Here is a 25,146-nt window from a genome sequence, read left to right on the forward strand (position 1 = left end):
AGATTCTGGCCTTGCAGCCCTTCGTGCCACCGTTAAAACGGAAGTGTCCGCTCGCCACCTGTTCACCCTGACAACGGCTACGGACATCATGGTTTGGAGGAAACCGCCGATGATCGCCAGCATTCTGATTGCCGTGGTTGCGGCCATCCATATTTACATCGTCATTCTGGAAATGCTGCTGTGGGAAAAGCCAGCCGGGCGCAATGCTTTCGGTCTTTCGGCGGATTTTGCCCGGCAAACAAAAGTGCTTGCCGCCAATCAGGGCCTTTATAACGGCTTTCTCGCAGCGGGGCTGATCTATGGGCTCACGCAGGGCGATGAAGGGCTGAGCTTCAAGGTTTTCTTCCTTACCTGCGTTCTGGTGGCCGGTATTTTCGGCGCCATGACAGCCAATATGAAGATCCTGTTCATTCAGGCGTTGCCGGCATTGTTTGCGCTCGGCTTCCTCTGGATCGGAGCATGAACCGATGAGCGCATGGAACGACACGTCCGCAAGAGACGCCCTCAACCGCATCTTCATGGCTGCAGTCGCCAGCGCCGATCCGGCAAAGGTGTTGCAACACCACCTTCCATCTCCGCCCAAAGGCCGGTGCGTGGTGGTGGGCGCCGGCAAGGCCTCGGCCGCGATGGCCGCAGCGCTTGAAGCGGCATGGCCACATGTCGATCTCTCGGGTGTGGTGGTCACGCGTTACGGCCATGCCGTCCCGACTGCGCATATCGAGATCATCGAGGCTTCCCATCCCGTGCCCGACGATAGGAGCGCGGAAGCGGCAAAACGCATTCTCGCCGCCGTCGAGGGATTGACCACCGACGACATGGTGATCGCGCTGATTTCCGGCGGCGGTTCGGCGCTGATGGTGGCACCGGCCGAAGGCATGACACTTGCGGACAAGATGGCCGTCAACCGCGCTTTGCTTGCTAGCGGCGCGACGATTTCCGACATGAACGCCGTGCGCAAGCATCTCTCCCGCATCAAGGGCGGACGGCTGGCGCTGGCCGCCATACCGGCCAAGGTTGTTTCGCTGCTGATTTCCGACGTGCCGGGCGACGACCCCTCGGAAATCGCCTCCGGCCCGACGGTTGCCGATCCGAGCGACATCGAAACCGTGCGGGAAATCATCTCCCGTTATGCGCTCGATCTTCCGGAAAACGTGCGCAAGGTGCTGGAAAAAGGTGAGGAAACCCCGAAGACCGGCGATATCGACGAGGATATCCGGCTCATTGCCGCTCCTTCGCTCGCCTTGCAGGCGGCAGCGGATGAGGCCGTGAAACTCGGGCTTACGCCGCTCATCCTCGGGGATTCGCTGGAAGGCGAATCCAAGGATGTCGGGGCTGTCATGGCCGGTATAGCGCTCTCCGCCAGTCGCAAGGGCCTGCCGGTCAAGGGCCCGGCCGTTTTGCTTTCCGGCGGCGAAACCACGGTCACGATTGGCAAGGGGCCAGCCGGCAAGGGCGGCCGTAACACGGAGTTCCTGCTGAGCCTCGCACTGACGCTGAAGGGCGCGGGCAGCATCTGGGCCATTGCCGGCGATAGCGACGGCATAGACGGCGTCGAGGATGCGGCGGGTGCTGTGGTGACGCCGGATACGCTTGCCCGCATGCGCGAAGCCGGTGTCGATCCGCGTCAGTCGCTCGTAAGCCACGACAGCTACACCGCTTTCAAGGCGGCAGGAGACCTCGTCGTGACGGGTCCGACCCTGACGAATGTGAATGATATCAGGGCGATTTTGATCGGGTGCTAGCGGGGGAACTCGCAGCGGCTGCTGCCCTCAGAGGGCGCGCATCACAGGCAAAGGCCGTTTTTGACTATGCCCTCGGACAGGAGTAATCTGGCGGGATATCCTTTGGAGCCTCAGCCATGCGTACTGGAGTGCTCATACTTGGCCTGATCATGGCCCTTATTCCTACCTTGGCGGATGCCCATAATTGCAAATGCCGAAATCGCGGCACCATGTTCGAACTCGGCCAGACATCCTGCCTGAAGGTCGACGGTGGCTCCTATCTCGCGCGCTGCGAGATGAAGCTCAACGTTTCGTCCTGGACCAAGCTTCAGGACGGCTGCCCCATAACGGAACGGGCGCAGCGACAGACGACACGCGTCAATTGATCCCGTCCGCAGATGACGTCAGGGGCGTCTTCTCCCCGGCAACGGGGAGAAGAAATATACCGCAACCTCGTCTTACAGCTTCACCCAGCCGCCATTCTTCTTGCCGGACTCGATGCAGGCCGTAACAAAGGCGACGCCTTTAACCCCGTCATCGACGGTCGGGTAAATAACCGCCTTATCGAGCGCCGAGCCGGTGCGGCGGGCTTCGATGGCGTGCGCCGCCTCGGTATAGATGGTGGCGAAGGCTTCGAGATAACCTTCCGGATGGCCGGACGGAATGCGGGTGACGCGTGCTGCCGCAGCTCCTGCCCCGGCACCGCCACGGGTGATGAGCTGCTTCGGCTCGCCAAGCTTCGTGAACCAGAGATAGTTCGGATCGGCCTGCGTCCACTCGATGCCGGCCTTGTCGCCATAAACACGGACCTTCAGCCCGTTTTCGTGACCGACCGCAACCTGGCTGCACCAGAGTAGCCCCTTGGCTGCCTGCTTGCCGCCCTTCGGCTTGAAGCGCAGCATCACATGCGCATTGTCATCCAGCCGGCGGCCTTCGACAAAGGTATGCACATCCGCCGCCAACTCATCCGCTTCCAGACCGGAAATGAAGCAACCGAGATTATAGGCATGGGTGCCGATATCGCCGGTGGAGCCGCCGACGCCGGACTGAGCCGGATCGGTGCGCCAGACGGCCTGTTTCGCGCCGGTCTGTTCCACCGCTTCCGTCAGCCAGTCCTGCGGATATTCCATCTGCACCAGACGGATCGTGCCGAGCGCGCCTGACTCCACCAGTTCCCGCGCATGCCGCACCATCGGATAGCCGGTGTAGTTGTGCGTGAGGATGAACAGTGCATCGGCCTTGTCGGCCAACTGCTTCAGCTTTTTGGCGTCTTCCAGATTGGAGGTCAGCGGCTTGTCGCAGATGACATGGATGCCGCGCTCCAGAAACGCCTTCGCTGCCGGATAATGCACATGGTTGGGGGTAACGATCGCCACCGCCTCGATGCCATCCTCGCGCAGCGCTTCCTTTTCGGCCATTTCCTCGAACGAACCATAGCAACGCTCGGGATCGAGCCCCAGCTCGTGGCCGGAAGCGAGGGATTTTTCCGGCGTCGAGGACAGGGCCCCTGCCACGAGATCGAAACGATTGTCGAGCCGCGCCGCCATGCGGTGAACGCCGCCGATAAATGCGCCCGAACCACCACCGACCATGCCAAGGCGAATCCGCTTGTTCGCCTTGTCCGTTGTCTTTCCTTCAATAGCCATAATATCTCCCCTGAAATGCTTTCAAAGCCCAAGCATACGGCGGTTGGCCGCATCATCGGTGCCGCTTGATGCGAAATCGTCAAAGGCTTTTTCCGTGACGCGGATGATATGCGCCTTGACGAATTCCGCCCCTTCCCGGGCGCCGTCTTCAGGGTGTTTCAGAGCGCATTCCCATTCGACGACGGCCCAGCCGTCAAAATCATTGGCCGCCATCTTGGAGAAGACCGCACCGAAATCAACCTGCCCGTCGCCCAGCGAACGGAAGCGACCAGCGCGGTTCACCCAGCCCTGATAACCGCCATAAACGCCCTGCCGCCCGGTCGGGTTGAACTCCGCATCCTTGACGTGGAACATCTTGATGCGGTCCTTGTAGATGTCGATATTGTCGAGATAATCGAGGCATTGCAGCACGTAATGCGAGGGATCGTAGAGCATGTTGGCGCGCTTGTGGTTCTTCACCCGCTCGAGGAACATCTCGAAGGTGACGCCGTCATGCAGATCTTCGCCCGGATGGATTTCGTAGCAGACATCCACGCCCTGCTCATCGGCGTAATCGAGGATCGGCGTCCAGCGCTTCGCCAGTTCGTCAAAGGCTGTTTCCACCAGACCGGCCGGACGCTGCGGCCACGGATAAACGAACGGCCAGGCAAGCGCGCCGGAAAACGTCGCATGCGCCTTGATGCCGAGATTTTTCGAGGCTTTCAGCGCGAGCTTCACCTGCTCCACCGCCCATTGCTGACGCGCCTTCGGGTTGCCGCGCACTTCCGGTGCGGCAAAACCGTCAAAGGCCTCATCATAGGCGGGATGAACGGCGACAAGCTGGCCCTGCAGATGGGTGGAAAGCTCGGTCACTTCCACGCCGTTCTGGCGTGCGACACCAGCGAACTCGTCGCAATAGTCTTTCGATTCCGCTGCTTTTTTGAGATCGATCAGCTGCCCGGCCCAGGTCGGCACCTGCACGCCGGCGTAGCCCTTTTCCGCCGCCCATTTGGTAATGCCGTCCCAGCTGTTGAAGGGGGCTGCATCACCGGCAAACTGACCGAGAAAAAGACCCGGCCCTTTGATCGTTCTCATAAAAATCTCCTCCTGCATCGATACAGTTGTGCGGTAACCCGCTTTGTTCCCAAGCGCCAAGCTAACCGCTCGTGATTTTCAAACAAGCCCCAAAAGCGGAGGGGCAAGAGAATTTCCGTATTTCATTTAAAAGACGGGAGGCGCTTAAAGCGCCAGTCCGCTCGCCCTGTCGAAGACGTGCACACGCTCATGATGCACGGTGGCTGCAAACGGGGTGTTCACCTTCACCGGCTGCTCGCCATCCACCACTGCCGTAACCTGATCGCCCGCCAGTTCGAAGACCACATGGGTCTGCGCGCCCGTCGGTTCCACCAGCACCGTCCGTCCGGTAAGCGAGATATCGCCGCCGATCGCCGAACCGATGTGCTCGGGGCGAAGCCCGATCGTCACCGGCTGGCCGCGCTTGACCTTGCGGGAGGCGGCAATGCGGATCGCGGTGCCGTCCTTCAGCCGGGCGGCGGGCTGGTCACCCTCGCCATCGACCACGCCTTCGATGAGGTTCATGGCCGGCGAACCGATAAAGGCGGCGACGAAGAGATTGGCGGGTGTCTTGTAAAGTTCGAGCGGCGTGCCCTGCTGTTCGATGCGGCCGTGATTGAGCACCACCACCCGGTCTGCCAGCGTCATGGCCTCGATCTGGTCATGGGTGACATAGATGGAGGTCGTCCCGACCTTCTGGTGCAGAGCCTTGATTTCGCTGCGCATCTGTACGCGAAGCTTGGCATCGAGGTTGGACAGCGGCTCATCGAACAGGAAGACGGCCGGGTTGCGCACCACGGCGCGGCCCATGGCGACACGCTGGCGCTGGCCGCCGGAAAGCTGCGAGGGCTTGCGATCCAGAAGCTTGCCGAGATCGAGCATGCGGGCGGCTTCCGCAACACGTTCTTCAATGACGTTTTTCGGCTGGCCGGCGAGCTTCAGATTGAAGCCCATGTTTTCGGCCACCGTCATATGCGGATAAAGCGCATAGGACTGGAACACCATGGCGATGTTGCGCTCGCGCGGGGTCATGCCATTGACCACCCTGTCGCCGATGAGAATATCCCCATCGGTGATCTCCTCCAGCCCGGCGATCATGCGCAGAAGGGTGGATTTGCCGCAACCGGAAGGCCCGACCAGCGCGATGAATTCACCATCCGTTATATCAAGCGAGATGCCGTGGATGACATCGAGCGCGGCATAGGACTTGCGGATATCCTTAAGTTCGACGGAAGCCATTTTTTGCTCCTTTCACGTCACGATTTGACGGCACCGGCCGTCAGACCCGCGATGATGTGTTTCTGTGCGAGGAAGAAGACGATGACGGTCGGCAGGATCGTCAGCGTGATGAAGGCGAGAACGAGCTGCCATTCCGTGCCGAATTCGCCGCGATAAACCATGATGCCGAGCGGCCAGGGATATTTCGATTCCGAATTCAGCATGATGAGCGGAAGGATGTAGCTGTTCCAGCTGCCGACGAAGGAGACAATGCCAACGGTCGCCACGATCGGCCGCGAAAGCGGCACGGAAATATGCCAGAAGAAGCGCAGATAACCGCAGCCATCCACGAAGGCCGCCTGAAACAGCTCGTCCGGCAGATTACGGAAATAATTGCGGAACAGGAGAATGCTCATGCCCAGCCCGAAGGCTACCTGCGGCAGCACCACACCCCAATAGGTATCGAGCAGGCCGAGATCGCGGATACGAATGAACAGCGGCAGGATGGCGGTCGCCGCCGGAAACATCAGCCCCAGCAGAAAATAATTGAGCAGGAAGGACGAGCCGAAGAATTTCACATGCGCGAAGGTGAAGGCCGCCATGGCCGAGACAGTCAGCGTCAGGAATACCGTCAGCAGCGCGATGACCAGCGAGTTGAAGATTTGCAGCCAATAGCGTTTGCCAAGCAGGATATCGCCGTAGTTGGACCATTGCCATTCGGCCGGAATACCGAACGGGTTGACACGCAGGTCTCCCAGCGTCTTGAAGCCGCCGAGCGCGGTGGTGAGCAACGGGATAAGCACGATGGCCGCAATCAGGCTCAGCGATATATAAAGATAAAGCTTGGTTTGCAGCGGCATGCGGACGGAAGTGGATGTGTCAGTCATGGCGCATGAAAATCCTTTTGTAACCGAAGGCGAGCGTCACGCAGATGACGAAGAGAACGACGCCGACTGCGCTGCCAAGCCCCACCTGCATGCGCATGACGCCGTAGGTGTAGAGGAAGGTGACCATGGTTTGTGTGGAGTTGGACGGGCCGCCGCCGGTGAGCGGCATGATCATGTCGAACAGCTGCAGCGAACCGATCACAGCAAAGAAGACGGACAGGCGCACCGTGGAACCGAGCATCGGCAGCGTGACATAACGGAATTTCTGCCAGCCGGACGCGCCGTCGATTTCGGCTGCTTCCAGCACGTTCTTGTCGACGGATTGAAGGCCGGCGATGAACAGCATCATATGGAAACCGAAATATTTCCAGACGATGACGCCGAGCACGGCGTAGATCGCCACATCCTTGTCGGCCAGCACGTAAGGATTTGCGAAGCCGAAGAAATTGGAAATGGCGGCGAACAGACCATAGTCGCCATCATAAACGAAGCGCCAGATCAGGCCCGCTGCGACGTCAGCCAGAACATAAGGCAGAAAGAACACCAGCCGGAAGGCGACGACGCCGGGAATGCGGTGCGCCAGCATCATGGCCAGCCAGATCGCCAGCGGAATCTGGATCAGGATAGAGATAAGGATGATCAGGCCGTTATTCATAAGGGCCTGCGAGAAGGCGGCATTACCGAACAGGACCTGGAAATTCTTCAGACCGACGAAATCGGTCGGTGTGCCGTAACCGTTCCAGCGGTAAAGGCTGTACCACGCCGCCTCGCCCATGGGCAGGATGACGAACAGGGTAAAGAGCAACAGCGCGGGCGGCAGAAACACCAGAAGGGTCAGCGCCCGGTCATGCGCGACCGAACTTTGCTTGCGCTTGGCCTTTGTCGCGCCGCGCGCCGGTATGGACGCAGAAGTCATGGAAATATCCGTCATCTCTATCCGCTTTCATGGAGGCAGATAAGCAGCGCCGCACATTCGCGGCGCTGCCATGAAAACCGTCAGATCAGCGCAGTTCGAATGCGTCCTGAATCTGCTGGGCGCCCTCTTCGGAGGTCATCTGGCCGGAAACGATCTCGACTGAAATATCGTTGACGACGCGGCCGACGGCGGCGCCCAATGTCTGGTCGAAGAAGTTCTGGTGCCAGGTGGAGGCGGCAAGCTGTTTTGCCGAATCCGCCAGCAGCGGGTTCTTCACCGCACCGGCGGCACCCGTGGCAACCGGCAGGATCATGCCGGCGGTCGCCATTTTCTCTTCGCTTTCCTTGCTGGTCAGGAAGGCCGCGAAATCGATCGCTTCCTTGGAAGCGTTCTTGGTGAGCGCCCAGCCGTTCAGGCCGCCCAGCGTATCAGTGGCCTTGCCAGCACCGCCTTCGACAACCGGGAAGGCGAAGCGGCCGATATTTTCAGGGGCGAGCCCCTTGCCGTCGCCCGCATTCTTGCGCTGGTTGGCTTCCGTATTGTCGAAGCCGAGAATAATTGCCGCCTTGCCGTCGCCGAAGACGCCGAGCGCCTGTGGCCAGGTGGAGCCGAGATAGCCGGGCTGGAAGGGTTCGAGCTTGCCGAACGCGGCCAGCTGTTCACCGGCCTTGATGATCGCCGGGTCCATGAAACCTTCGCCTTCGCCCTTGCGGGCGGCATCGAACACGGCCTGCCCGCCATTGCGCATGACGAGATAGCTCCAGTAGAAATGGATCGGCCATTTTTCACCGCCGCCGCCGGCGATTGGGACGATACCCGCTTCCTTGATCTTCTTGACCGTGGCGCTGAAATCGTCCCAGGTCTTGATGTCCTCGGCCTTCACGCCGGCCTTGGCGAACAGTTCCTTGTTATAAAAGAAGCTGACGAGGCTGACGCGGTAAGGTACCGCCCAGACCTTGCCGTCAAAGGACAGGCCGTCGATTGCGGACGCATTATAGGCCTGACGCAGCTTGCCGCCATCGGCGTCGAAAACTTCGGTCAGATCTTTCAGCGCGCCGGTCTTGGACTGTTCCTCAAGGACGCCGCCACCCCAGCTGTAGAAGAAGTCAGGCACGTCATTGGATTGCAGCAGCGTCGGCAATTTTGCCTTGAAGGCCTCGTTTTCGAGGAACTGCAGCTGAACATCGACATCGGGATTCTTGGCCTCGTATTCCTTGGCAATCTCCTCCCAGACAGCCACGGATTTGAGTTCCAGCTCCACATGCATCCATTTAACGACGGTCGCTGCCGAGGCGCTGGCCGCGCCGAGCATCAGGGCTATGCTTGTCGTTGCGGCAAAGGCAATCCGCCTGCCGCTCAGGCTTGCGCCTGCGTGCCAATACGTCATGATCGTGATCCTCCCTGGGGTTCCTCACCATTTATTCCCCAATGCGGATTAATTCACCCCACGCCCTGCCCGATGTCAAGGCGGTTTGCCAATTTTTTACCCAAACCGCTTGACACACCCCTCCCGACAGACGTTATTTAATCCGCAATCCGATATAAATTCGTTTTAGATCGAACCCGATCGCAGCAGGACCTCATGAAGACCGCAGACCCCGAATTGATGCGCGCGATCAACAGGCTGAGCGTGCTTGATAGCATCCGCCGCCATGGCCCGATCTCGCGGGTGGAAATCAGCGAAAGAACGCAGCTCTCCACCACGACTGTTTCGGCGATTACCGCCTCGCTGCTCGATGACGGGCTGATTCTCACCCGCCATATCGGTGATATCCGCACCGAAGGGGCGCGCGGCAGACCGCGCGTGATGCTGGAACTGAACCCGGATGCCGCCCGCGTTGTGGGCGCCAAGATCGCCGCAAACCGCATGGTTTTCGTCGTCACCGATTTTTGCGGCAATGTGCTGTCCACCCTTGCCTTGCCGATCCGCGTCGACCGCCAGCCCATCGGAGTCATCGCCGATCTGGTGGAAGACGGCGTACGACGCTGCGTCGTCGATGCCGGTCTTTCGCTTGAGGATGTGGACATGGTCTGTCTCGGCCTGCCCGGTGTCATCGAACACCGCACCGGCAGGATCCGCAGCAGTCCTATCCTGCGCGAAGTGAACGTCAACTTTGCCGAGGAAATGACGGCGCGGCTGAATTCGCCAACCATCATCGAAAGTGACGCCCACGCCATCACGCTCGCCCACCACTGGTTCGGCCATGCGCGCGATCTCGAAGACATGGTGCTGATTTCGCTGGAACAGACACTCGGGCTTGGCGTGCTGCACCAGAACCAGCTGTTTCGTGGTGCGGGCGGTCTCAGCCACAATCTCGGCGACCTCGTCATCGGCCTTGCCAATGAAGGCACGGTGCGGCTGGCAAGCCAGGCGGGCGAAAATGCCATTTTAGGCTCGCGCCCGGTGGACGGGCGTTTTGCCGAAGCGATCCGGCTCGGCCGTGGCATGCAGCATGCCCATGCGCTGATTGCGGCCGAAGATCACGATCTCATCGCAGCGGCCCTGCGCGCCGGCGCAGCACTTGGCCTGACACTTGCCAATATCGTCACGCTGTTTGCGCCGCCGCGGGTCATCATCACCGGCTCCAGCCTCGAACTTGGCGAACCTTTCATCGCCAGCATTCGCAACAGCTACAACGCCGCCGTGCCGCCATCGCTGGCCGGTGTCGCGGAACTGGTTTTCGATGTTGCGAGCGACGAATTGTGGGCGCAGGGGGCCGCGGCCGTTGCGCTTTACGAACTTTACGAATCGCCATGGAACACAACCGGGCCAGCGCTCTAGCCCACGGGGTTGAGCACAGACCCAGGTATTTCTGATTTACGGGAGGAATCATATGAACAAGGTCGGTATCGGCATCATAGGCTGCGGCAACATTTCCAGCGCCTATCTCAAGGCCATGGCGTCGTTTCCCATTCTCGACATTCGCGGACTGGCGGATATGAACGAGGAAGCGGCGAAGGCGCGGGCGGACGAATTCGGCCTGAAGGCAACCAGCATCGACGCACTTCTCTCCGACCCGTCAGTGGAAATCATCGTCAACCTGACGATCCCCAAGGCGCATGTGGAAGTGGGCCTGCGCGCGCTCGATGCCGGCAAGCACGCCTATTCGGAGAAACCGCTCGGCATCAATTTCGCGGAAGGCAAACGCCTTGCAGACGCGGCAAAGGCAAAGGGCCTGCGCATCGGCTCGGCTCCGGACACCTTCCTCGGTGGCGGACACCAGACCGCGCGCCGCTTGATTGACGAGGGTGTGCTGGGCCAGCCCGTTGGCGGAACAGCCACCTTCATGTGCCCCGGCCATGAGCGCTGGCACCCCAACCCGGCCTTCTATTACGAGGTCGGCGGCGGGCCGATGCTCGATATGGGCCCCTATTACATTACCGATCTCGTTAACCTGTTCGGCCCGGTCGCCAAGGTGGCGGGCTTTGCCGTTGCACCGCGCAATGAGCGCCTCATCACCAGCGAACCGAAGAACGGTGAAAAAATCCCCGTCCATGTCGCCACCCATGTGTCCGGCGTGCTGGCCTTCGAGAACAGCGCCGTTGTGCAGGTGGGCATGAGCTTTGATGTGGCGGGCCACAAACATGTGCCACTGGAACTCTACGGCACCGAAGGCACGCTGATCGTGCCCGATCCCAACCATTTCGGCGGCGAGGTGCAATTGCTGAAAAAGGGCGGCCAGTTCGAGCCGCAGTCGCTGTCGTCGCCCTATGCTGACGGCAATTATCGCTCCATCGGCGTTGCAGATATGGCCTACGCGATCCGCGAGAACCGTCCGCACCGCGCCAATGGCGATCTCGCCCTGCATGTGCTGGAAGTCATGGAAGCCTTCCAGACGGCATCGGACAGCGGCACGACCGTTTCCATCACCACCAAAGCGGAGCGCCCTGCGCCGCTCGAAACATCGCTGGTCGACGGCCAGCTCGGCAAATAATCCCGAGGAGGAAATAAATGCGCGAAGCACTCATCGTCTGGGGCGGCTGGAGCGGCCACGAGCCGCAGGAATGCGCCACCATCGTCAAGGACATATTGGAGGAAGACGGTTTCAAGGTCTATGTGGAGCACAGCACGGAGGCTTTCGCCGATCCGTCGGTGCATGATCTCAGCCTCGTCGTGCCTATTGTCACCATGTCGAAGATCGAGAAGGAAGAGATCAAGAACCTCACGGCCGCCGTCGAAAACGGCGTCGGCATTGCCGGTTTCCATGGCGGTGCAGGCGACAGTTTCCGCGAATGCGTGGAATATCAGTTCATGATCGGCGGCCAATGGGTCGCCCACCCCGGCAATATCATCGATTACACGGTCAACATCACCCGCCCCGACGACCCGCTGATGGAGGGAATTTCCGATTTCCCCTATACGTCGGAGCAATATTACATGCATGTCGACCCCTCCAACGAGGTGCTGGCCACGACGAAATTCACCGGCGACCACGCCTGGTGGATCGACGGCGTGGTGATGCCGGTGGTCTGGAAACGCAAATATGGCAAAGGCCGCGTCTTCTATTCGGCGCTCGGCCATCAGGCCAAGGAATTTTCCGTACCGCAGATGAAGACCATGTTTCGCCGCGGCGCCAACTGGGCGGCGCGCTGAAGCGTGCATTGAGAGGCGGCCAAACAAGGCCGCCTTTTCCTTTCATCAGCCGCGAATAATCTCTTCCGCCGCCATCGCCACGCTGAGAACATGGTCATCCGAGCCGTGTAGACCGGAAAGCAGCAGGCCAACCGGCATGTCTGCTTCACCCGTCCCGCAAGGGATGGAAACGCCGCAGAGATCGAAGAAATTGCCGATCTGGGTATTTCGCAGGGTTTTCGCATTCATGGCGAAAAAGGCATCGTCGTCATCGAGAAGCGGCGCGACCTTGGCCGCAACATGCGGCAATGTCGGAGACACCAGCAGTTCCTGCCTGCCGATCATGCCTGAAAACGCCGCCGTCATGCGTTCGCGCGCCTCGATGATGGCGATATAATCAGGCATTGAAATATTTGCACCAAGCCTCGTTCGCGCAACCACGCGCGGGTCCATGCGCGCGGCATCCACACCTTCCAGCCGTGTCTTGTGCAGGGTAAAGGCTTCCGCCGTCACCAGCGCACCCTTTTCTTTGATAAGATCGAACAGTTCCGAAAAAATCGGGAATGCCTGCCGCCGCACCGACGCACCGGCGCGGACAAGACGTTCCACCGCCTGTTCGAAAGCGGCTGCAACGCCATCCTCTATGCCATCGAAAAATACAGTTTCCGGCACCACCAGCGAAAGGCCCGCGAGAGGCGCACGCTGGACGTCTGCAGCCGCCTTGCCGCGCATGGCGGCATCCACCCAGACGGCGTCCTGCACGGTGTGCGTGAGCGGCCCGAGCGAATCCAGGCTTTTTGCCAAGGGATAAACGCCACGCATCGAATAGCGGCCGCGGCTTGCCTTGTAACCCACCACACCGTTGAAGGCGGCGGGAATACGCACCGATCCGCCCGTATCGGTGCCGATCGCCACCGGCACCAGACCAGCGGCGACAGTGACGCCCGCGCCGGACGAAGAGCCGCCCGGCAGACGGTGACCATCCTTAGAAGCAGGATTGCGTGGCGTGCCATAATGCGGATTGATGCCGAGACCGGAAAACGCGAACTCGCTCATATTGGTGCGGCCGATGCAGATCATGCCCGCCTGTTTCAGCGCCGTCACCACATCAGCATCGCGAGACGCAGGCGCATCATCCGCAAGCACCGTCGATCCGGCCGTGGTCGCCATGCCTTCCAGATCAAAAAGGTCCTTCCAGGCCACCGGAATGCCATCAAGCACGCCACAGGAACGGCCCTCGGCAATGCGTTTTGACGCGGCTTCCGCCTCCACCATGGCCCGCGCGGCCGTCAACTCGACAAAAATGGCCTGATCGCCCTCATTGCCGATCGCATCCAGCGTCTCCTCCGCCAAGGTACGCGGATCGAGATGGCCGCTCTGGATGAGAACGGAAAGCTGCGCGATATTTTTGCCTCTGTGAGCCATGGATATCTTCCCTGAAAACGGCATGTTGCGCACAACATGCCGTTTATCCACCCGTTGGCAAGGTCAATCATCGCGCGATCTATGCCCCACACGCCAGATCAGGAAACATGACGAAGATCGCAGAATTTTGGAGTCTATCCTTGACGCTTCATCTCTAACCTCCGATTTTTTCAACCTAAGGTGCATGAATGCCATTTCTTATATAAGCTACGACTATAAAAAGACGGATTAATTCTTAATCGCCTCTAAACTTTGTTGAATTATTTAGCAGACATCATTGAAACGCATGCCCTATAAAATTCCATAAAACAATTATAACGCGACATCGCGGGGGACTATCGCGAATGGAAGAGACTGCCTATCGCGGGACGGATAGACAGGTTGAACCGGGCCACACGCTTCGCTCACCGACGCAGCCGGAAACAGGCCGGTTTTCGCGGCGGCGGTCGCTTGCCAGCAAGATAACCCTGATATTCCTGGGCGGCGTGATCTTTTCCTACAGCATTGGCGCGCTCGTCGGCTGGTACATGTTCGTTGCCGCCGCCAGCGAGCAATGGCTCAACCAGGCCCGCGTCAATTCGCAGATCGCCAGCGCCACGCTTCGCAGCATCTATACCTATGTCAGCGTCACCGCCGATACCGACGGGCAGGTCAACGGCATATTGACCGACAAGCCGATCGGCGATGATGACTCCATTCTCGTCACCGGCTTCAACCCCAGCGACGTTCTCGCGCTTATCGGCGCGCAGACCAAGAATGCCGTCTGGCTTTTCCGTTATGATGAGGCCGCTTCCGGCTTCCGCCAGATCGCGGCGGCCTTCGACAACGCCACCGATGACGACGAAAAGCCGCTCGCCACCGATCCCATCTTTTCCAGAGACGCGGTCGCCGCGCGTTTTTCCACCGGTTTTGCGACCATCGGCGAATCCAGCCATTATATCGGCCTGCTGCCGATCATCAGCACGGAAACGAAGAAACCGATCGGCGCGGTCGCCGTCAGCATCGGCGGATCGGACGCGCTTTATGGCGCGCAGCGCAAGCTCATCTATAATTCACTCGCCGCGCTGATCGTGGTCTTGACCGTCACCGGTGTGCTTGTGACCGTGATTGCCCGGCATTTCCTGAAACCGGTCCCGGCGCTGGTGCAGGCGACCCTGCGGATTGCCCGCGAGGAAACAGATGTCGCCACGCCGTTTCAGGAGCGGCGGGACGAGATCGGCGACATGGCGACCGCCATCGAAACGTTGCGCGAGGCGGTTCTGGAGCGTGGACGCCTGCGGCAGATACGCGATATGGCGCAGCAGCTGGAGCATATGGCTCATCACGACGCGCTGACCGGACTTCCAAACCGCGTGCTGTTGATGAAGACGCTGGAAAACCGTCTGGAGCAACTGTCGGCGTCCGGCCAGCCCTTCAATGTCATGCTGCTCGATCTCGACCGCTTCAAGGCCGTCAATGACACACTCGGACATGCCGCCGGTGACGCCTTGCTGGTGGCGGTGGCCTCGCGGATTTCCTCCGTGCTCGGTGAAAACGATATGGTGAGTCGCCTCGGTGGCGACGAATTCGCAATCATACAGTCGACAAACGGTGACTGCGAGAGCGATGCGGCGATGCTGGCCGCGCGGGTGGTGCATGCCGTCTCGCGCAGTTTCGGCCTCGAAGGCAGCGACATCAGCATTGATACCAGCATCGGAATCGCCTGCGCGCCGGGCCACGGCACATCCGCCACGCAGCTTCTGCAACACGCCGATCTCGGCCTTTACCGGGCGAAATCCATGGGCTGTGGTTATTTCGTTTTCTATGAGGCGGGCATGGACATGGCGGCGCAGCATAAGCATGCGCTGGAAATAGACATGAAATCCGCACTCGAAAACCACGAATTCGAGCTGCACTACCAGCCCGTGGTCAATCTGCAGAGCGGTCGCATTGTGGCTTATGAAGCGCTGGCCCGCTGGCGACACAGCAAGCTTGGCCTCATTACCCCGGACCGCTTCATCACGCTTGCCGAAGAAAACAACTTCATCAGGCCGTTGGGCGAATGGGTTCTGGCACAGGCCTGCATGGATGCGATGACCTGGCCGAAGGATATCAAGCTCGCCGTCAACCTATCCGCCGTTCAGCTCTGTAATGACGACATCGTCCCTGTCGTCGACCGGGCGCTTGAGAAATCCGGCTTCCCGGCGGAACGGCTTGAACTGGAAGTGACGGAAACGGCCATGCTGGAGCGTGACAGCAGCGCCCGGGCCCTGAAACTGCTGAAGGAAAGAGGCGTTCGCCTCGCTCTTGATGATTTCGGCACCGGTTACGCCGGGCTCAGCACGTTAACCCATGTCGCTTTCGACAAGATCAAGATCGACCGGGAATTCGTCTCCGGCCTGCCGGCCAATCCCATGTGTTCGGCCATCGTCAACACTGTCATCGACATGGCTGAACAGATTGGCCTGAAGGTCACCGCCGAAGGCGTTGAGAACAGTGAGCAGGTCGAAGCGCTCAAGCTTTCCGGGTGCGACGAAGCGCAGGGCTATTATTTTGCCGAGCCCGCGCCGCTTGCCCGAATTCTCAAGAACCGCGCCGTCATCGCTCCGATTGCGCAGGATGAATTCGGCGACATCGGTCGACCGACACAGGAAATCTATTGCCCACCACAAAAAGCCATTTGAGAAACCGGCCGCCGGCCCAGAGGACATAAAATGCGTCTTTCAGTATTTTGCCTTTTCCTCACATGCTTTGCTCCCATCACGCCCCTTCAGGCCGCCGGCGAAGGCGACACGCTTCAGCAGATTGCCAGAACCGCCAAGATCCGCATTGGCTATCGCGAGGCCGAACCGCCCTTTTCCTATCAATTGCCTGATGGCGAGGTCACTGGTTTCTCGACTGATCTTTGTCGGGCGATCAGCGAAGATATTCGCAGGAAGCTGAAGCTCGACCGCATCGAGCTCGAATATGTCAAGGCAACGCCCGCGACACGCTTCATCCTTGTCCGCAGCGGCCAGATCGACATTGAATGCGCGGCCACGACCAACAATAACGAACGCCGCAAGATCGTAGATTTCTCCTATCCCAATTTCATGACCGCGACGCAGTTTCTCTCCCGCAGGCAGGACAATCTGAAAAGCCTTGCCGATCTCGCCGGACGGTCCGTCACATCCGCCTCCGGCACCGTCAATATCGAGCAGCTCAACGCCGTCAACCGGGCGAAGAACCTCAACATCTCGGTGATGCCGACAAAGACCAATGAGGAGGCCTTCGAACTCGTGGTTTCCGGCAAGGCTTCCGCCTTTGTCATGGATGGCATATTGCTCGCGGCGCTGGCGGCGACATCGAAAAACCCGGACCTCTATGCGCTTTCCGAGGAAACGCTGAGCGCGCCCGAACCCTATGGCCTGGTTTTCCGGCGCAACGACCCGGCTTTCAAAGCGGCGGTCAATGAAAGCCTCAGGCATATCTTCACCGGGCCGGCCATTCACGGCCTCTATGAAAAATGGTTCACCAAGCCCATTCCCCCCAACGGCATGAACCTGAACCTGCCAATGGCCGCGTCATTAAAACAGGCCTACGAATATCCAAGCGAATACCAGGACTGAGAGCGCAAAGCGCCAACTCCTATCGATTTTCATGAAGATGTTTTGACGGATTATTTTGGCTGGAGATGCGCGATGCAGAGATCGACATTATGGCTTCTGTTGTTTTTCCTCAGTCTTCTGCCCGCCCAGGCGGCCAGTGACGGTGCCCAACCGCCGACGCTTGATACCATTGCCAGAACCGGCACGATCAAGCTCGGTTATGCCGATCGCAATATTCCCTTTTCTTATCTTGGCACCGGATCGGAACCGATCGGTTACAGCATCGAGCTCTGCCTGAGGGTGGCGGATTCCATCAAGAGAAAGCTCGGCCTGCCGGAACTGAAGGTCGAATTCGTCAAGCGCACGCCCAGCAACCGCATCATGCTTCTCAATGACGGCACGATGGATATGGAATGCGTGGCAAGCACGAATACGGAGGAAAGGCGCAAGGCCGTGTGGTTCTCCTACAGCCACTTCATTACCGGCACGCGTTATGTCGCGCTGAAATCGAGCGGTCTGAACACCGTCGCCGATCTTGCCGGACGAACGGTGGTGGTGACGACGGGAACCATCAATATCAGCCAGCTCAACGTGCTCAATCGCAAATTGGGGCTGAACATTGCCGTGCTGCAGAATGACAGCACCGAGGGCAGTTTCGACATGGTGACGGAAAACCGCGCATCAGCCTTCGTGATGGACGATATTCTTCTGCGATCCTTCGTCGCCGAAACGGGCAAGCCGGAAGACTATGTCATCTCCAACGAATATCTCGCCCCGCCCCAGCCCTATGGCCTGATGCTCCGGCACGGTGATACCGGCTTCAGGGATGCCGTCAACGAAGCGCTCGGCGAAATCTATGCCAGCGGCGAAATCGAAAAAATCTACGACAAATGGTTCAACGCGCCGATCCCGCCGAACGGGATAAACCTGAAACGCCCGCTGCCCGGTGACCTGGAGGAAGCGTTTCGCAAACCCGTCGATACGACGGCGGAATAGAAAAGCCGCCCGGTGGCGGGCGGCGTCTTTGGCGGAATGTCTTCAGGCAGCGCGCAGGTCCGCGCCAAGCGGGATTTCGACGTCGATCTCCAGAATGGAGACATGTTCGTCGCGATCCATCTTCACATGCACCCGGTCGCTGTCGATCTGCACATGCTTGGCGATGACACCGAGAATTTCTTCCCGGAGGATAGCCACGAGATCGGAGCCGGACGATGCCCTTTCGTGGGCGAGCAGCACCTGCAGACGCTCACGCGCAAGCGGTGCCGACTTCTGTTTGCGGAAAAGACTGAAGATGCTCATGCAGCCCTCCTTGCGAAGATCTTGGAGAAGATGCCGCGCTTCTCACCCGGGATGACCACCGGAATATCCTCGCCGGAGAGACGGCGAGCGGCGTCGAAATAAGCCATGGCCGGCGCGCAACGGGCATCCGCCAGCGTGACCGGCGCACCGACGTTCGAAGCACGCAGCACGTCCGTGCTTTCCGGAATAATGCCGAGCAGCGGAATGGAAAGGATTTCCAGAACGTCATCGACCTTCAACATGTCGCCACGCTCGGCACGGGAAGCATCGTAACGCGTCAGAAGCAGGTGCTTCTCCATGCGCTCGCCGCGTTCGGCCTTCAGCGTCTTGGAATCGAGCAGGCCGATGATGCGGTCGCTATCACGCACCGAGGAGACTTCCGGATTGGTGACAACGACGGCCACGTCTGCATGGCGCATGGCGAGCGTCGCGCCCCGTTCGATACCGGCCGGGCTGTCACAGATCACCCAGTCGAAATGTTTCTTCAGCTCGTTGATGACCCATTCGACGCCTTCCGGCGTCAGATTGTCCTTGTCACGCGTCTGCGAGGCCGGCAGGAGGAACAGCGTCTCGAGGCGCTTGTCGCGGATTAGCGCCTGCGTCAGCTTGGCGTCGCCCTGGATGACGTTGACGAGATCGTAAACCACGCGGCGTTCAGCACCCATGACGAGGTCGAGGTTACGCAGACCGACATCGAAATCGACGACCACGACCTTCTCTTTGTTCTGCGCCAATGCGGCGCCAAGCGCTGCGGTCGAGGTGGTCTTGCCGACCCCGCCCTTGCCGGAAGTTACAACGACTACCTTCCCCATATGGCTCTCTCCTGTTCCTGTGTGTTTATCTGTTATCAGCCGAGTTTTGCGGCCTTGATCGTATCGTTTTCCAGCCAGAGCTGAACGGGCTGGCCGCGCAGCTTGTCGTCAATATCCTCGGCCACCTTGTAGACGCCGTCGATGGCCAGAAGCTCCGCTTCGAGCTTGCGGCAGAAGATGCGCGCCGAAACATTGCCGAGCGAACCGGCCATGGCCCGACCGCGCAGGGCGCCGTAAATATGCACCGAACCGCCGGCGATGATTTCCGCGCCCGAGGCGACCGAGCCGATGACGGTCACGTCGCCTTCGGGAAACATGATCGACTGGCCGGAGCGCACCGGCTCGTTGATGACCAGTGACGGCACGACGGCCCTGACCTCACCGGCAGCACGCGGCTTTTCTTCCGGCAACTCGGCAGCGATGGCGACCGGCTCAACTTCGACATCGGAAGCGGGCTTTCCACCCTTCAGCGATGGCGGCATGCCCGGCTCGATCATCGATGGGCGAACACCCTCAATGCCCATGATGCCGACATTGCGCTCCGTCAGCGCCGCCAGCAGTTCTTTCAGGCCCGCCTTGTCGAGCGACAGCTCAGAGACGTCGAGAACCACCGGCCGCGACAGAAAGAAGCCCGCCGAACGGGCGGCGAGATCATCAAGCCTCTCCAGCCATTGATCGACCGGAGATTCGGGGGACAGGACGACTGCGAGGAAGGAGCGGCCTTTGATACGGATCGAACGCTGGTCTGTTAGCACTTTGGTCATCTTGGTAAATAAATCGTTGACAATTAGGTACCTCGAATATGGTTAACAAATGGTTAACGCCGACCCCAAAGAAGGGAAATCGTTAAGAAAATTCCCCTTGCGAAACTCCTCGCGCAGAACTTTCAAAAACCTCGGCTACCTTTTGATTTCGCGATATTCCACCCGCTGTGAATGCCTATGATGACAGCTCATCCTTGCAGCAGGCTGACGTCTCAGCGAAGACACGCCCTCCCCTCCTTCCCTGCCCCGGGGAGATCGACTCGACGGGATCGCGGCACGTCCGATTCTGGCACAGGATTTCCGACCGACCTTGCGCCGGCCTTCGATTCCCTAGATGGAAAAGCGATTCCGTTATGTCTCCCAATACTGTAGATACGGGCTGCCCCACAGTTCCAATGGAAGAATGAGATGCACAGCAAAGTCCCGCCGCAGAACCAGATTTTTTCGCAAGAGTTTGCGGCCTTCCTGTTCGACATGGATGGAACACTCGTCAATTCGATCGCCGTCGTCGAGCGGGTCTGGCGGGAGTGGGCCGTTGCTAACGGCATCGAGCCGGTTGCTTTCCTGCAGCGCATTCACGGCATGCGGGCTTCGGAGGTGATCCGCCGGGAGGCGGTTCCCGGCCTTAATGTGGATGCAGAGGCGGACATGATATTGCGCGCCGAAATGGATGATGTGGACGGCATCATCCAGATACCGGGCGCCGCAGCCTTCCTCGCATCTTTGCCGGCAGGCAAGTGGGCCATCGTGACCTCAGCCGTGCGTGAACTGGCGGAACGGCGGCTCGCCGCGGCCGGCATTACGCCGCCACCCGTCATGATCTGTGCGGACGATGTCGTCAACGGCAAGCCCGATCCCGAAGGCTACAGGAAGGCGGCCGAAAGGCTGGGCGTTGCGCCGGAAAGCTGCGTCGTCTTCGAAGACGCGCCCGCAGGCATTCAGGCCGGAGAACGCATGGGCGCCGCGGTGGTGGTCATCAACGTGACCCATTCCCACCCGATCGAAACGCCGCATCTTTCCATTGGCGGGTATGGTGAGCTGGATGTCATCATCGGCGACGACGGCGGCTTGAAGCTCGCAGGTAGCAAGAGCTGAAAAGCCAACCCACACATGCACCGTCATCCTCGGGCCTGTCCCGAGGATCCAAACACGTATCGCAAAGCCGATCGGTTACAGATGCCCGGGACAGGCCCGAGCATGACGGAGGAGACGTTTTCGGACTTTGCCATCACCCTCGGTCCGATGACTTGGGCTGGCTGGTTTCCGGTTCAAGTCCGGAATGGCGGAAATGAAAAAAGCCCCGGAGTGAGGCAAATGCCAAGCCTCTGCGTCGGCCGCAAGTCTTTCGCCTCGCACTTTTCCACACCGGCCAATTGACAGCACCACATAAATGCGCCCTAATAAAATTGGTAAGACCATCTTACCGCTTGCGCGATCGGGGGAGACTTTCGCGCTGGGAGGGACATCATGTTTGTGGCTCTGGAGCCGCGCCGCCTTTACCGGCTGGTCGCGGAACAAATTCGTTTGCTCATCGAAAGCGGGGAGCTGACCGAAGGTCAGCGCTTGCCGGCGGAACGGGATCTTGCGGAACGTTTCGGCGTTTCCCGCCCGACGGTTCGTGAAGCCCTCATCGTTCTGGAAGTGGAGGGCCACATCCATATCCGCATGGGTTCGGGCGTCTATGTCAGCGCAGCCGGCAAACAGGCTAAAGAAAAGCCGACGGTGCCGGATGCGCATGGTCCGTTCGAAATCCTGCAGGCGCGCTGCATCATCGAAAGCGCAATTGCCGAGGAAGCCGCGCGGCTTGCTAAGCCGGAATGCATCGCCAAGCTTGACGATATCATCGAACGCATGGCCGGCGCGCTTGACAATTCACCGCAGGCGCTCAATCTCGACCGGGCATTCCATACTGCGATTGCCGACATCATCGGCAATTCGGCGCTCAATCGCTTTACCGGCCTGATCTATGACGAGCGCAGCCTGTCACCCTTTTTCGAAAAGCTCGCCAGCTATTTCGAGGGCCCGCACACTTGGAACCTCGCCGTGCAGGAACATCGGGTAATCCGTGACGCCATTGCCGCCAACGACCCGGAAGGGGCGCGCGAGGCGATGCGGCAGCATCTGACGCTGTCGCAGAAGAGATTTTCCGAAAGCTTCGGGGAGGAAGCGATCGGAGAAGAATAACCGCCGCCAAACCGGCGACGGGGGAAATGAAAAATCTGACTTTAATTCGGGAGGAGTTAAGAATGAAAATCAGATTGTCGACTTTGATGGGTGCAACAGCCGCCATCCTGCTTTCCGCTCTGGCGGCGCAGGCACAGACCACGCTGAAATGGGCCCATGTTTACGAAACCTCCGAACCGTTCCACACGGATTCGGTCTGGGCCGCAGAAGAAATCGCCAAGCGCACTGATGGCCGCTACAAGATCGATGTCTTTCCGGCTTCTCAGCTTGGCAAGGAAGCCGATATCAATCAGGGCCTGAAGATCGGCACCGTTGATATCATCATTTCCGGCTCGAGCTTCGCGGCGCGTGACTTCAAGCCGATCGGCGTCACCTATTTCCCCTATATCTTCCGCGATCCGAGCCATTTGATCGCCTATACCAAGAGCGACATCTTCAAGCGCCTCGCCAAGGGTTACGAAGATAAAACCGGCAACCACATCGCCGCCGTCAGCTATTACGGCACGCGCCACACGACATCGAACAAGCCGATTACCGCCTGCGCCGACATGGCCGGGCTGAAGATGCGTGTTCCCGATGTTCCAGCCTATCTCGCCATGCCGCGTGCCTGCGGTGCCAACACGACGCCGATTGCCTTTGCGGAAGTCTATCTGGCGCTCCAGAACGGCACCGTCGACGCACAGGAAAACCCGCTGACCACCATCGAGGCGAAGAAGTTCTTTGAGGTGCAGAAGAATATCGTCTTGACCGGTCACATCGTCGACCACCTCAACACGGTGATTTCGAAGAACCTCTGGTCGCAGCTTTCCGATGAAGACAAGAAAATCTTCACCGAGGTCATGCAGCAGGCCGCCGAGCGGACCACCAAGACAATCGATGAACGCGAAAAAAGCCTCGTCGAAGACTTCAAGAAGCGCGGCCTGACCGTCGCCGAAGTCGACAAGGCCGACTTCGAGAAGAACGTCATCGAAAAAGTGAAGTTCGAGGACTTCGGTTACGACAAGGCCGACTGGGAAGCCATTCGCGCCGTCAAGTGAAGCAAGATCCGGTGCGGCTCCTTTTGCCGCACCGCCCTTTCTCTCCAGACGGGATATCTCAATGTCGCAGGAAATCCATACTCAGGTCACGCCTGAGGAACTCGCCCATACATTCGACGAGGCGCCGCCCGAGGTCGATCTCAAGGTCTATGCATTCGAGGACTGGGTCACGCTCGGCCTTTTCTGGCTGATGACGGGCTGTGTGTTCCTCCAGTTTTTCACCCGCTACGTGCTTAACAACAGCTACGCCTGGACGGAGGAAATCGCCGTCAACTGCCTGATCGGCGTGGTGTTTCTGGGCTCGGTCATGTGCGTTCGCATGTCGCGTCACATCCAGGTGGATGTGCTTTATCACTATGTGCCGCCGCAGGTGGCCCGCGTCATGTCGATCCTTGTCGATGTGCTGCGTATCGTCTTCTTCGCTTACACATCCTGGCTGATGTGGCGCTATCTGGAAATCGTCGCAGATGAGGAGATGGTAACCGTGGCGCTTCCGCGCAACATCGTCTTCTACACGGTTCTGGCCGCTTTCGTGCTGATGTTCTTCCGGTCGGTGCAGGTCTTCATCGACAATATGCGGCGTGGCTATTCCGTTCTGGAGCGGCCCGAAGAATTCCAGAGCGCGGGGGATTGATCAGATGCTGCTTCTTATCGGCTCATTTCTTCTGCTGATGCTGATCGGCCTGCCGGTCGCCATTTCCATGGCCTCGGCCTCGCTGCTCTACATCGTGTTCTACAATGTCGCGCCTGATATCATCGCGGCGCAGCGCCTGATTGCAGGTGTCGAGAGCTTCCCGCTTCTGGCCGTTCCCTTCTTCATCCTTGCCGGTAATCTCATGAACACGGCAGGGGTGACGGGACGTATCTACTCCTTCGCGGTCGCGCTCGTCGGCTGGATGAAAGGCGGCCTGGCACAGGTCAACATCATCGGCTCGGTGATCTTTTCCGGCATGTCCGGCACGGCGCTTGCCGACGCCGCCGGTATCGGCACCATCGAAATCAAGGCCATGAAGGACCACGGTTATCCGGTCGAAGCGGCCGTCGGCGTCACCGCCGCTTCCGCGACGCTCGGACCGATCTTCCCGCCATCACTGCCCTTCGTCATTTACGGCATGATGGCGAATGTCTCCATCGGCGCGCTGTTCATGGCCGGCATCATTCCGGGTGTCGTCATGACGCTGCTGATGATGATCACGGTTGCGGTCTTCGCCTATATCAAGGGCTGGGGCTCCGATACGCCCTTCAGCCTCAGAACCATCTTTGGTGCATCAATAGAAGTCTTCGTGGTGATGATGGTGCCGCTCGGCATCTATATCCTCACGGCATTTGGCCTGTCGCTGAACCTGTCGATCCTGATCGTGCTGGTCATCCTGCTCGCCTGCGACTGGTATTTCGACTTCTCCGCCGTGATGGCGCTAATGACGCCGGTGATCCTGATCGGCGGCATGACCATGGGCTGGTTCACACCGACGGAAGCAGCCGTCGCGGCCGTGCTCTGGTCGCTGTTCCTCGGGCTCGTCCGTTACCGCACGATGACCTTCAAGACGCTGGCGAAATCGACCTTCGACACCATCGAGACAACTGCCTCGGTGCTCTTCATCGTCGCGGCAGCCTCGGTCTTCGCATGGCTTCTGACCGTCAGCCAGGCGGCGCAGCTTCTGTCTGCGGCGATCCTGACGATCACCGACAGCAAGTGGATCTTCCTCGTGCTGGTCAATCTCTTGATGCTGTTCGTCGGCTGCTTCCTCGATACGATTGCGGCCATCACCATCCTCGTGCCGATCCTGTTGCCGCTGGTGCTGCAATTTAACATCGATCCGGTGCATTTCGGCCTTATCATCACGCTCAACCTGATGATCGGTCTGCTGCATCCACCACTTGGCATGGTGCTGTTCGTGCTCTCGCGCGTGGCAAAACTCTCCGTCGAACGCACCACCATCGCCATCCTGCCGTGGCTGGTGCCGCTGTTCGTCGCATTGCTGCTGATCACCTTCATTCCCGCAATCACGTTGTGGCTGCCGACCGAAATGGGCCTGATCCGCTGA

The 25,146-nt window shown here is 59.4% G+C and carries 24 protein-coding genes; 14 read left to right on the top strand and 10 right to left on the bottom strand.

Features of this window, described 5'->3' with window-relative positions:
• Nucleotides 1–109 precede the first annotated feature (109 nt).
• From AC5I5B_RS09360 to AC5I5B_RS09370, 3 genes are all read left to right on the top strand, one after another.
• Nucleotides 110–463, top strand: a complete 354-nt coding sequence (locus tag AC5I5B_RS09360) for a DUF1304 domain-containing protein (RefSeq protein ID WP_060724711.1) — start codon at nt 110–112, stop codon at nt 461–463.
• 4 nt (nt 464–467) lie between these two features.
• The gene (locus tag AC5I5B_RS09365) at nt 468–1,742 is read left to right on the top strand and encodes a glycerate kinase type-2 family protein (RefSeq protein ID WP_112958638.1); all 1,275 of its coding nucleotides are present in this window, start codon (nt 468–470) and stop codon (nt 1,740–1,742) included.
• Between the two features lie 116 nt (nt 1,743–1,858).
• Complete coding sequence (locus AC5I5B_RS09370; RefSeq protein WP_112278542.1) at nt 1,859–2,107, top strand: hypothetical protein; 249 nt, start codon at nt 1,859–1,861, stop codon at nt 2,105–2,107.
• Between the two features lie 72 nt (nt 2,108–2,179).
• On the opposite strand, the gene AC5I5B_RS09375 is transcribed toward AC5I5B_RS09370, so the two are convergent.
• The 6 genes from AC5I5B_RS09375 to AC5I5B_RS09400 all read right to left on the bottom strand — a co-directional run bounded on the left by AC5I5B_RS09375 (nt 2,180) and on the right by AC5I5B_RS09400 (nt 8,828).
• On the bottom strand, nt 2,180–3,367 hold the full coding sequence (locus AC5I5B_RS09375; protein WP_112593208.1) for a Gfo/Idh/MocA family protein: 1,188 nt from the start codon (nt 3,365–3,367) through the stop codon (nt 2,180–2,182).
• Nucleotides 3,368–3,388: 21 nt separating this feature from the next.
• Entirely contained in the window at nt 3,389–4,441 is a 1,053-nt protein-coding gene (locus AC5I5B_RS09380) for a sugar phosphate isomerase/epimerase family protein (protein WP_060724713.1), read from the bottom strand.
• A 144-nt stretch (nt 4,442–4,585) separates the two neighbouring features.
• Nucleotides 4,586–5,659, bottom strand: coding sequence for an ABC transporter ATP-binding protein (locus tag AC5I5B_RS09385; RefSeq protein ID WP_107677408.1), 1,074 nt, complete (start codon nt 5,657–5,659; stop codon nt 4,586–4,588).
• A 17-nt stretch (nt 5,660–5,676) separates the two neighbouring features.
• Entirely contained in the window at nt 5,677–6,525 is an 849-nt protein-coding gene (locus AC5I5B_RS09390) for a carbohydrate ABC transporter permease (protein ID WP_003506513.1), read from the bottom strand.
• The gene (locus AC5I5B_RS09395) at nt 6,518–7,456 is read right to left on the bottom strand and encodes a carbohydrate ABC transporter permease (protein ID WP_003506511.1); all 939 of its coding nucleotides are present in this window, start codon (nt 7,454–7,456) and stop codon (nt 6,518–6,520) included. Before AC5I5B_RS09395 ends, AC5I5B_RS09390 begins: the two co-directional genes overlap by 8 nt.
• A gap of 70 nt (nt 7,457–7,526) precedes the next feature.
• Nucleotides 7,527–8,828, bottom strand: coding sequence for an ABC transporter substrate-binding protein (locus AC5I5B_RS09400; RefSeq protein ID WP_495752616.1), 1,302 nt, complete (start codon nt 8,826–8,828; stop codon nt 7,527–7,529).
• 195 nt (nt 8,829–9,023) lie between these two features.
• Between AC5I5B_RS09400 and AC5I5B_RS09405 the strand changes: the two genes are divergently transcribed.
• Genes AC5I5B_RS09405 through AC5I5B_RS09415 form a run of 3 tightly spaced genes read left to right on the top strand, consistent with a single transcriptional unit; the run spans nt 9,024 to nt 12,035 of the window.
• Complete coding sequence (locus AC5I5B_RS09405) at nt 9,024–10,223, top strand: ROK family transcriptional regulator (RefSeq protein ID WP_003506508.1); 1,200 nt, start codon at nt 9,024–9,026, stop codon at nt 10,221–10,223.
• A 52-nt stretch (nt 10,224–10,275) separates the two neighbouring features.
• A complete protein-coding gene (locus AC5I5B_RS09410) occupies nt 10,276–11,376 on the top strand; it encodes a Gfo/Idh/MocA family protein (RefSeq protein WP_111785064.1) in 1,101 nt (366 codons plus the stop codon).
• Nucleotides 11,377–11,393: 17 nt separating this feature from the next.
• Nucleotides 11,394–12,035, top strand: a complete 642-nt coding sequence (locus AC5I5B_RS09415) for a ThuA domain-containing protein (RefSeq protein WP_003506506.1) — start codon at nt 11,394–11,396, stop codon at nt 12,033–12,035.
• Between the two features lie 45 nt (nt 12,036–12,080).
• Here the strand turns inward: AC5I5B_RS09415 and AC5I5B_RS09420 are convergent, their stop codons facing one another.
• Nucleotides 12,081–13,439, bottom strand: a complete 1,359-nt coding sequence (locus tag AC5I5B_RS09420) for an amidase (protein ID WP_112958635.1) — start codon at nt 13,437–13,439, stop codon at nt 12,081–12,083.
• Between the two features lie 344 nt (nt 13,440–13,783).
• Here AC5I5B_RS09420 and AC5I5B_RS09425 point away from each other — a divergent pair, with 344 nt between their 5' ends.
• The 3 genes from AC5I5B_RS09425 (at nt 13,784) to AC5I5B_RS09435 (ending at nt 18,001) form a co-directional block, all read left to right on the top strand.
• On the top strand, nt 13,784–16,102 hold the full coding sequence (locus tag AC5I5B_RS09425; protein WP_112958634.1) for an EAL domain-containing protein: 2,319 nt from the start codon (nt 13,784–13,786) through the stop codon (nt 16,100–16,102).
• A 30-nt stretch (nt 16,103–16,132) separates the two neighbouring features.
• Nucleotides 16,133–17,026, top strand: coding sequence for an amino acid ABC transporter substrate-binding protein (locus AC5I5B_RS09430; protein ID WP_112495711.1), 894 nt, complete (start codon nt 16,133–16,135; stop codon nt 17,024–17,026).
• A gap of 72 nt (nt 17,027–17,098) precedes the next feature.
• Nucleotides 17,099–18,001 (top strand): amino acid ABC transporter substrate-binding protein, encoded by a 903-nt coding sequence (locus AC5I5B_RS09435; RefSeq protein ID WP_111780275.1) that lies wholly within the window; start codon nt 17,099–17,101, stop codon nt 17,999–18,001.
• Between the two features lie 42 nt (nt 18,002–18,043).
• Here AC5I5B_RS09435 and minE read toward each other — a convergent pair whose 3' ends face one another.
• The 3 genes from minE to minC are packed head-to-tail and all read right to left on the bottom strand — an operon-like array spanning nt 18,044 to nt 19,880.
• A complete protein-coding gene (minE, locus tag AC5I5B_RS09440; protein ID WP_003506500.1) occupies nt 18,044–18,304 on the bottom strand; it encodes a cell division topological specificity factor MinE in 261 nt (86 codons plus the stop codon).
• A complete protein-coding gene (gene minD / locus AC5I5B_RS09445) occupies nt 18,301–19,116 on the bottom strand; it encodes a septum site-determining protein MinD (protein ID WP_003506498.1) in 816 nt (271 codons plus the stop codon). Before minD ends, minE begins: the two co-directional genes overlap by 4 nt.
• A gap of 35 nt (nt 19,117–19,151) precedes the next feature.
• The gene (gene minC / locus AC5I5B_RS09450; protein ID WP_003506496.1) at nt 19,152–19,880 is read right to left on the bottom strand and encodes a septum site-determining protein MinC; all 729 of its coding nucleotides are present in this window, start codon (nt 19,878–19,880) and stop codon (nt 19,152–19,154) included.
• Nucleotides 19,881–20,288: 408 nt separating this feature from the next.
• On the opposite strand from minC, the gene AC5I5B_RS09455 reads away from it, so the two are divergent.
• The 5 genes from AC5I5B_RS09455 to AC5I5B_RS09475 all read left to right on the top strand — a co-directional run bounded on the left by AC5I5B_RS09455 (nt 20,289) and on the right by AC5I5B_RS09475 (nt 25,146).
• On the top strand, nt 20,289–20,975 hold the full coding sequence (locus tag AC5I5B_RS09455; RefSeq protein WP_060724723.1) for an HAD family hydrolase: 687 nt from the start codon (nt 20,289–20,291) through the stop codon (nt 20,973–20,975).
• 372 nt (nt 20,976–21,347) lie between these two features.
• Nucleotides 21,348–22,064, top strand: a complete 717-nt coding sequence (locus AC5I5B_RS09460) for a FadR/GntR family transcriptional regulator (protein WP_003506492.1) — start codon at nt 21,348–21,350, stop codon at nt 22,062–22,064.
• 62 nt (nt 22,065–22,126) lie between these two features.
• A complete protein-coding gene (locus AC5I5B_RS09465) occupies nt 22,127–23,101 on the top strand; it encodes a sialic acid TRAP transporter substrate-binding protein SiaP (protein ID WP_060724724.1) in 975 nt (324 codons plus the stop codon).
• Between the two features lie 61 nt (nt 23,102–23,162).
• On the top strand, nt 23,163–23,735 hold the full coding sequence (locus AC5I5B_RS09470) for a TRAP transporter small permease (RefSeq protein ID WP_003506488.1): 573 nt from the start codon (nt 23,163–23,165) through the stop codon (nt 23,733–23,735).
• A gap of 4 nt (nt 23,736–23,739) precedes the next feature.
• Complete coding sequence (locus tag AC5I5B_RS09475; RefSeq protein ID WP_003506486.1) at nt 23,740–25,146, top strand: TRAP transporter large permease; 1,407 nt, start codon at nt 23,740–23,742, stop codon at nt 25,144–25,146.

It is taken from the genome of Agrobacterium sp., assembly GCF_059499945.1.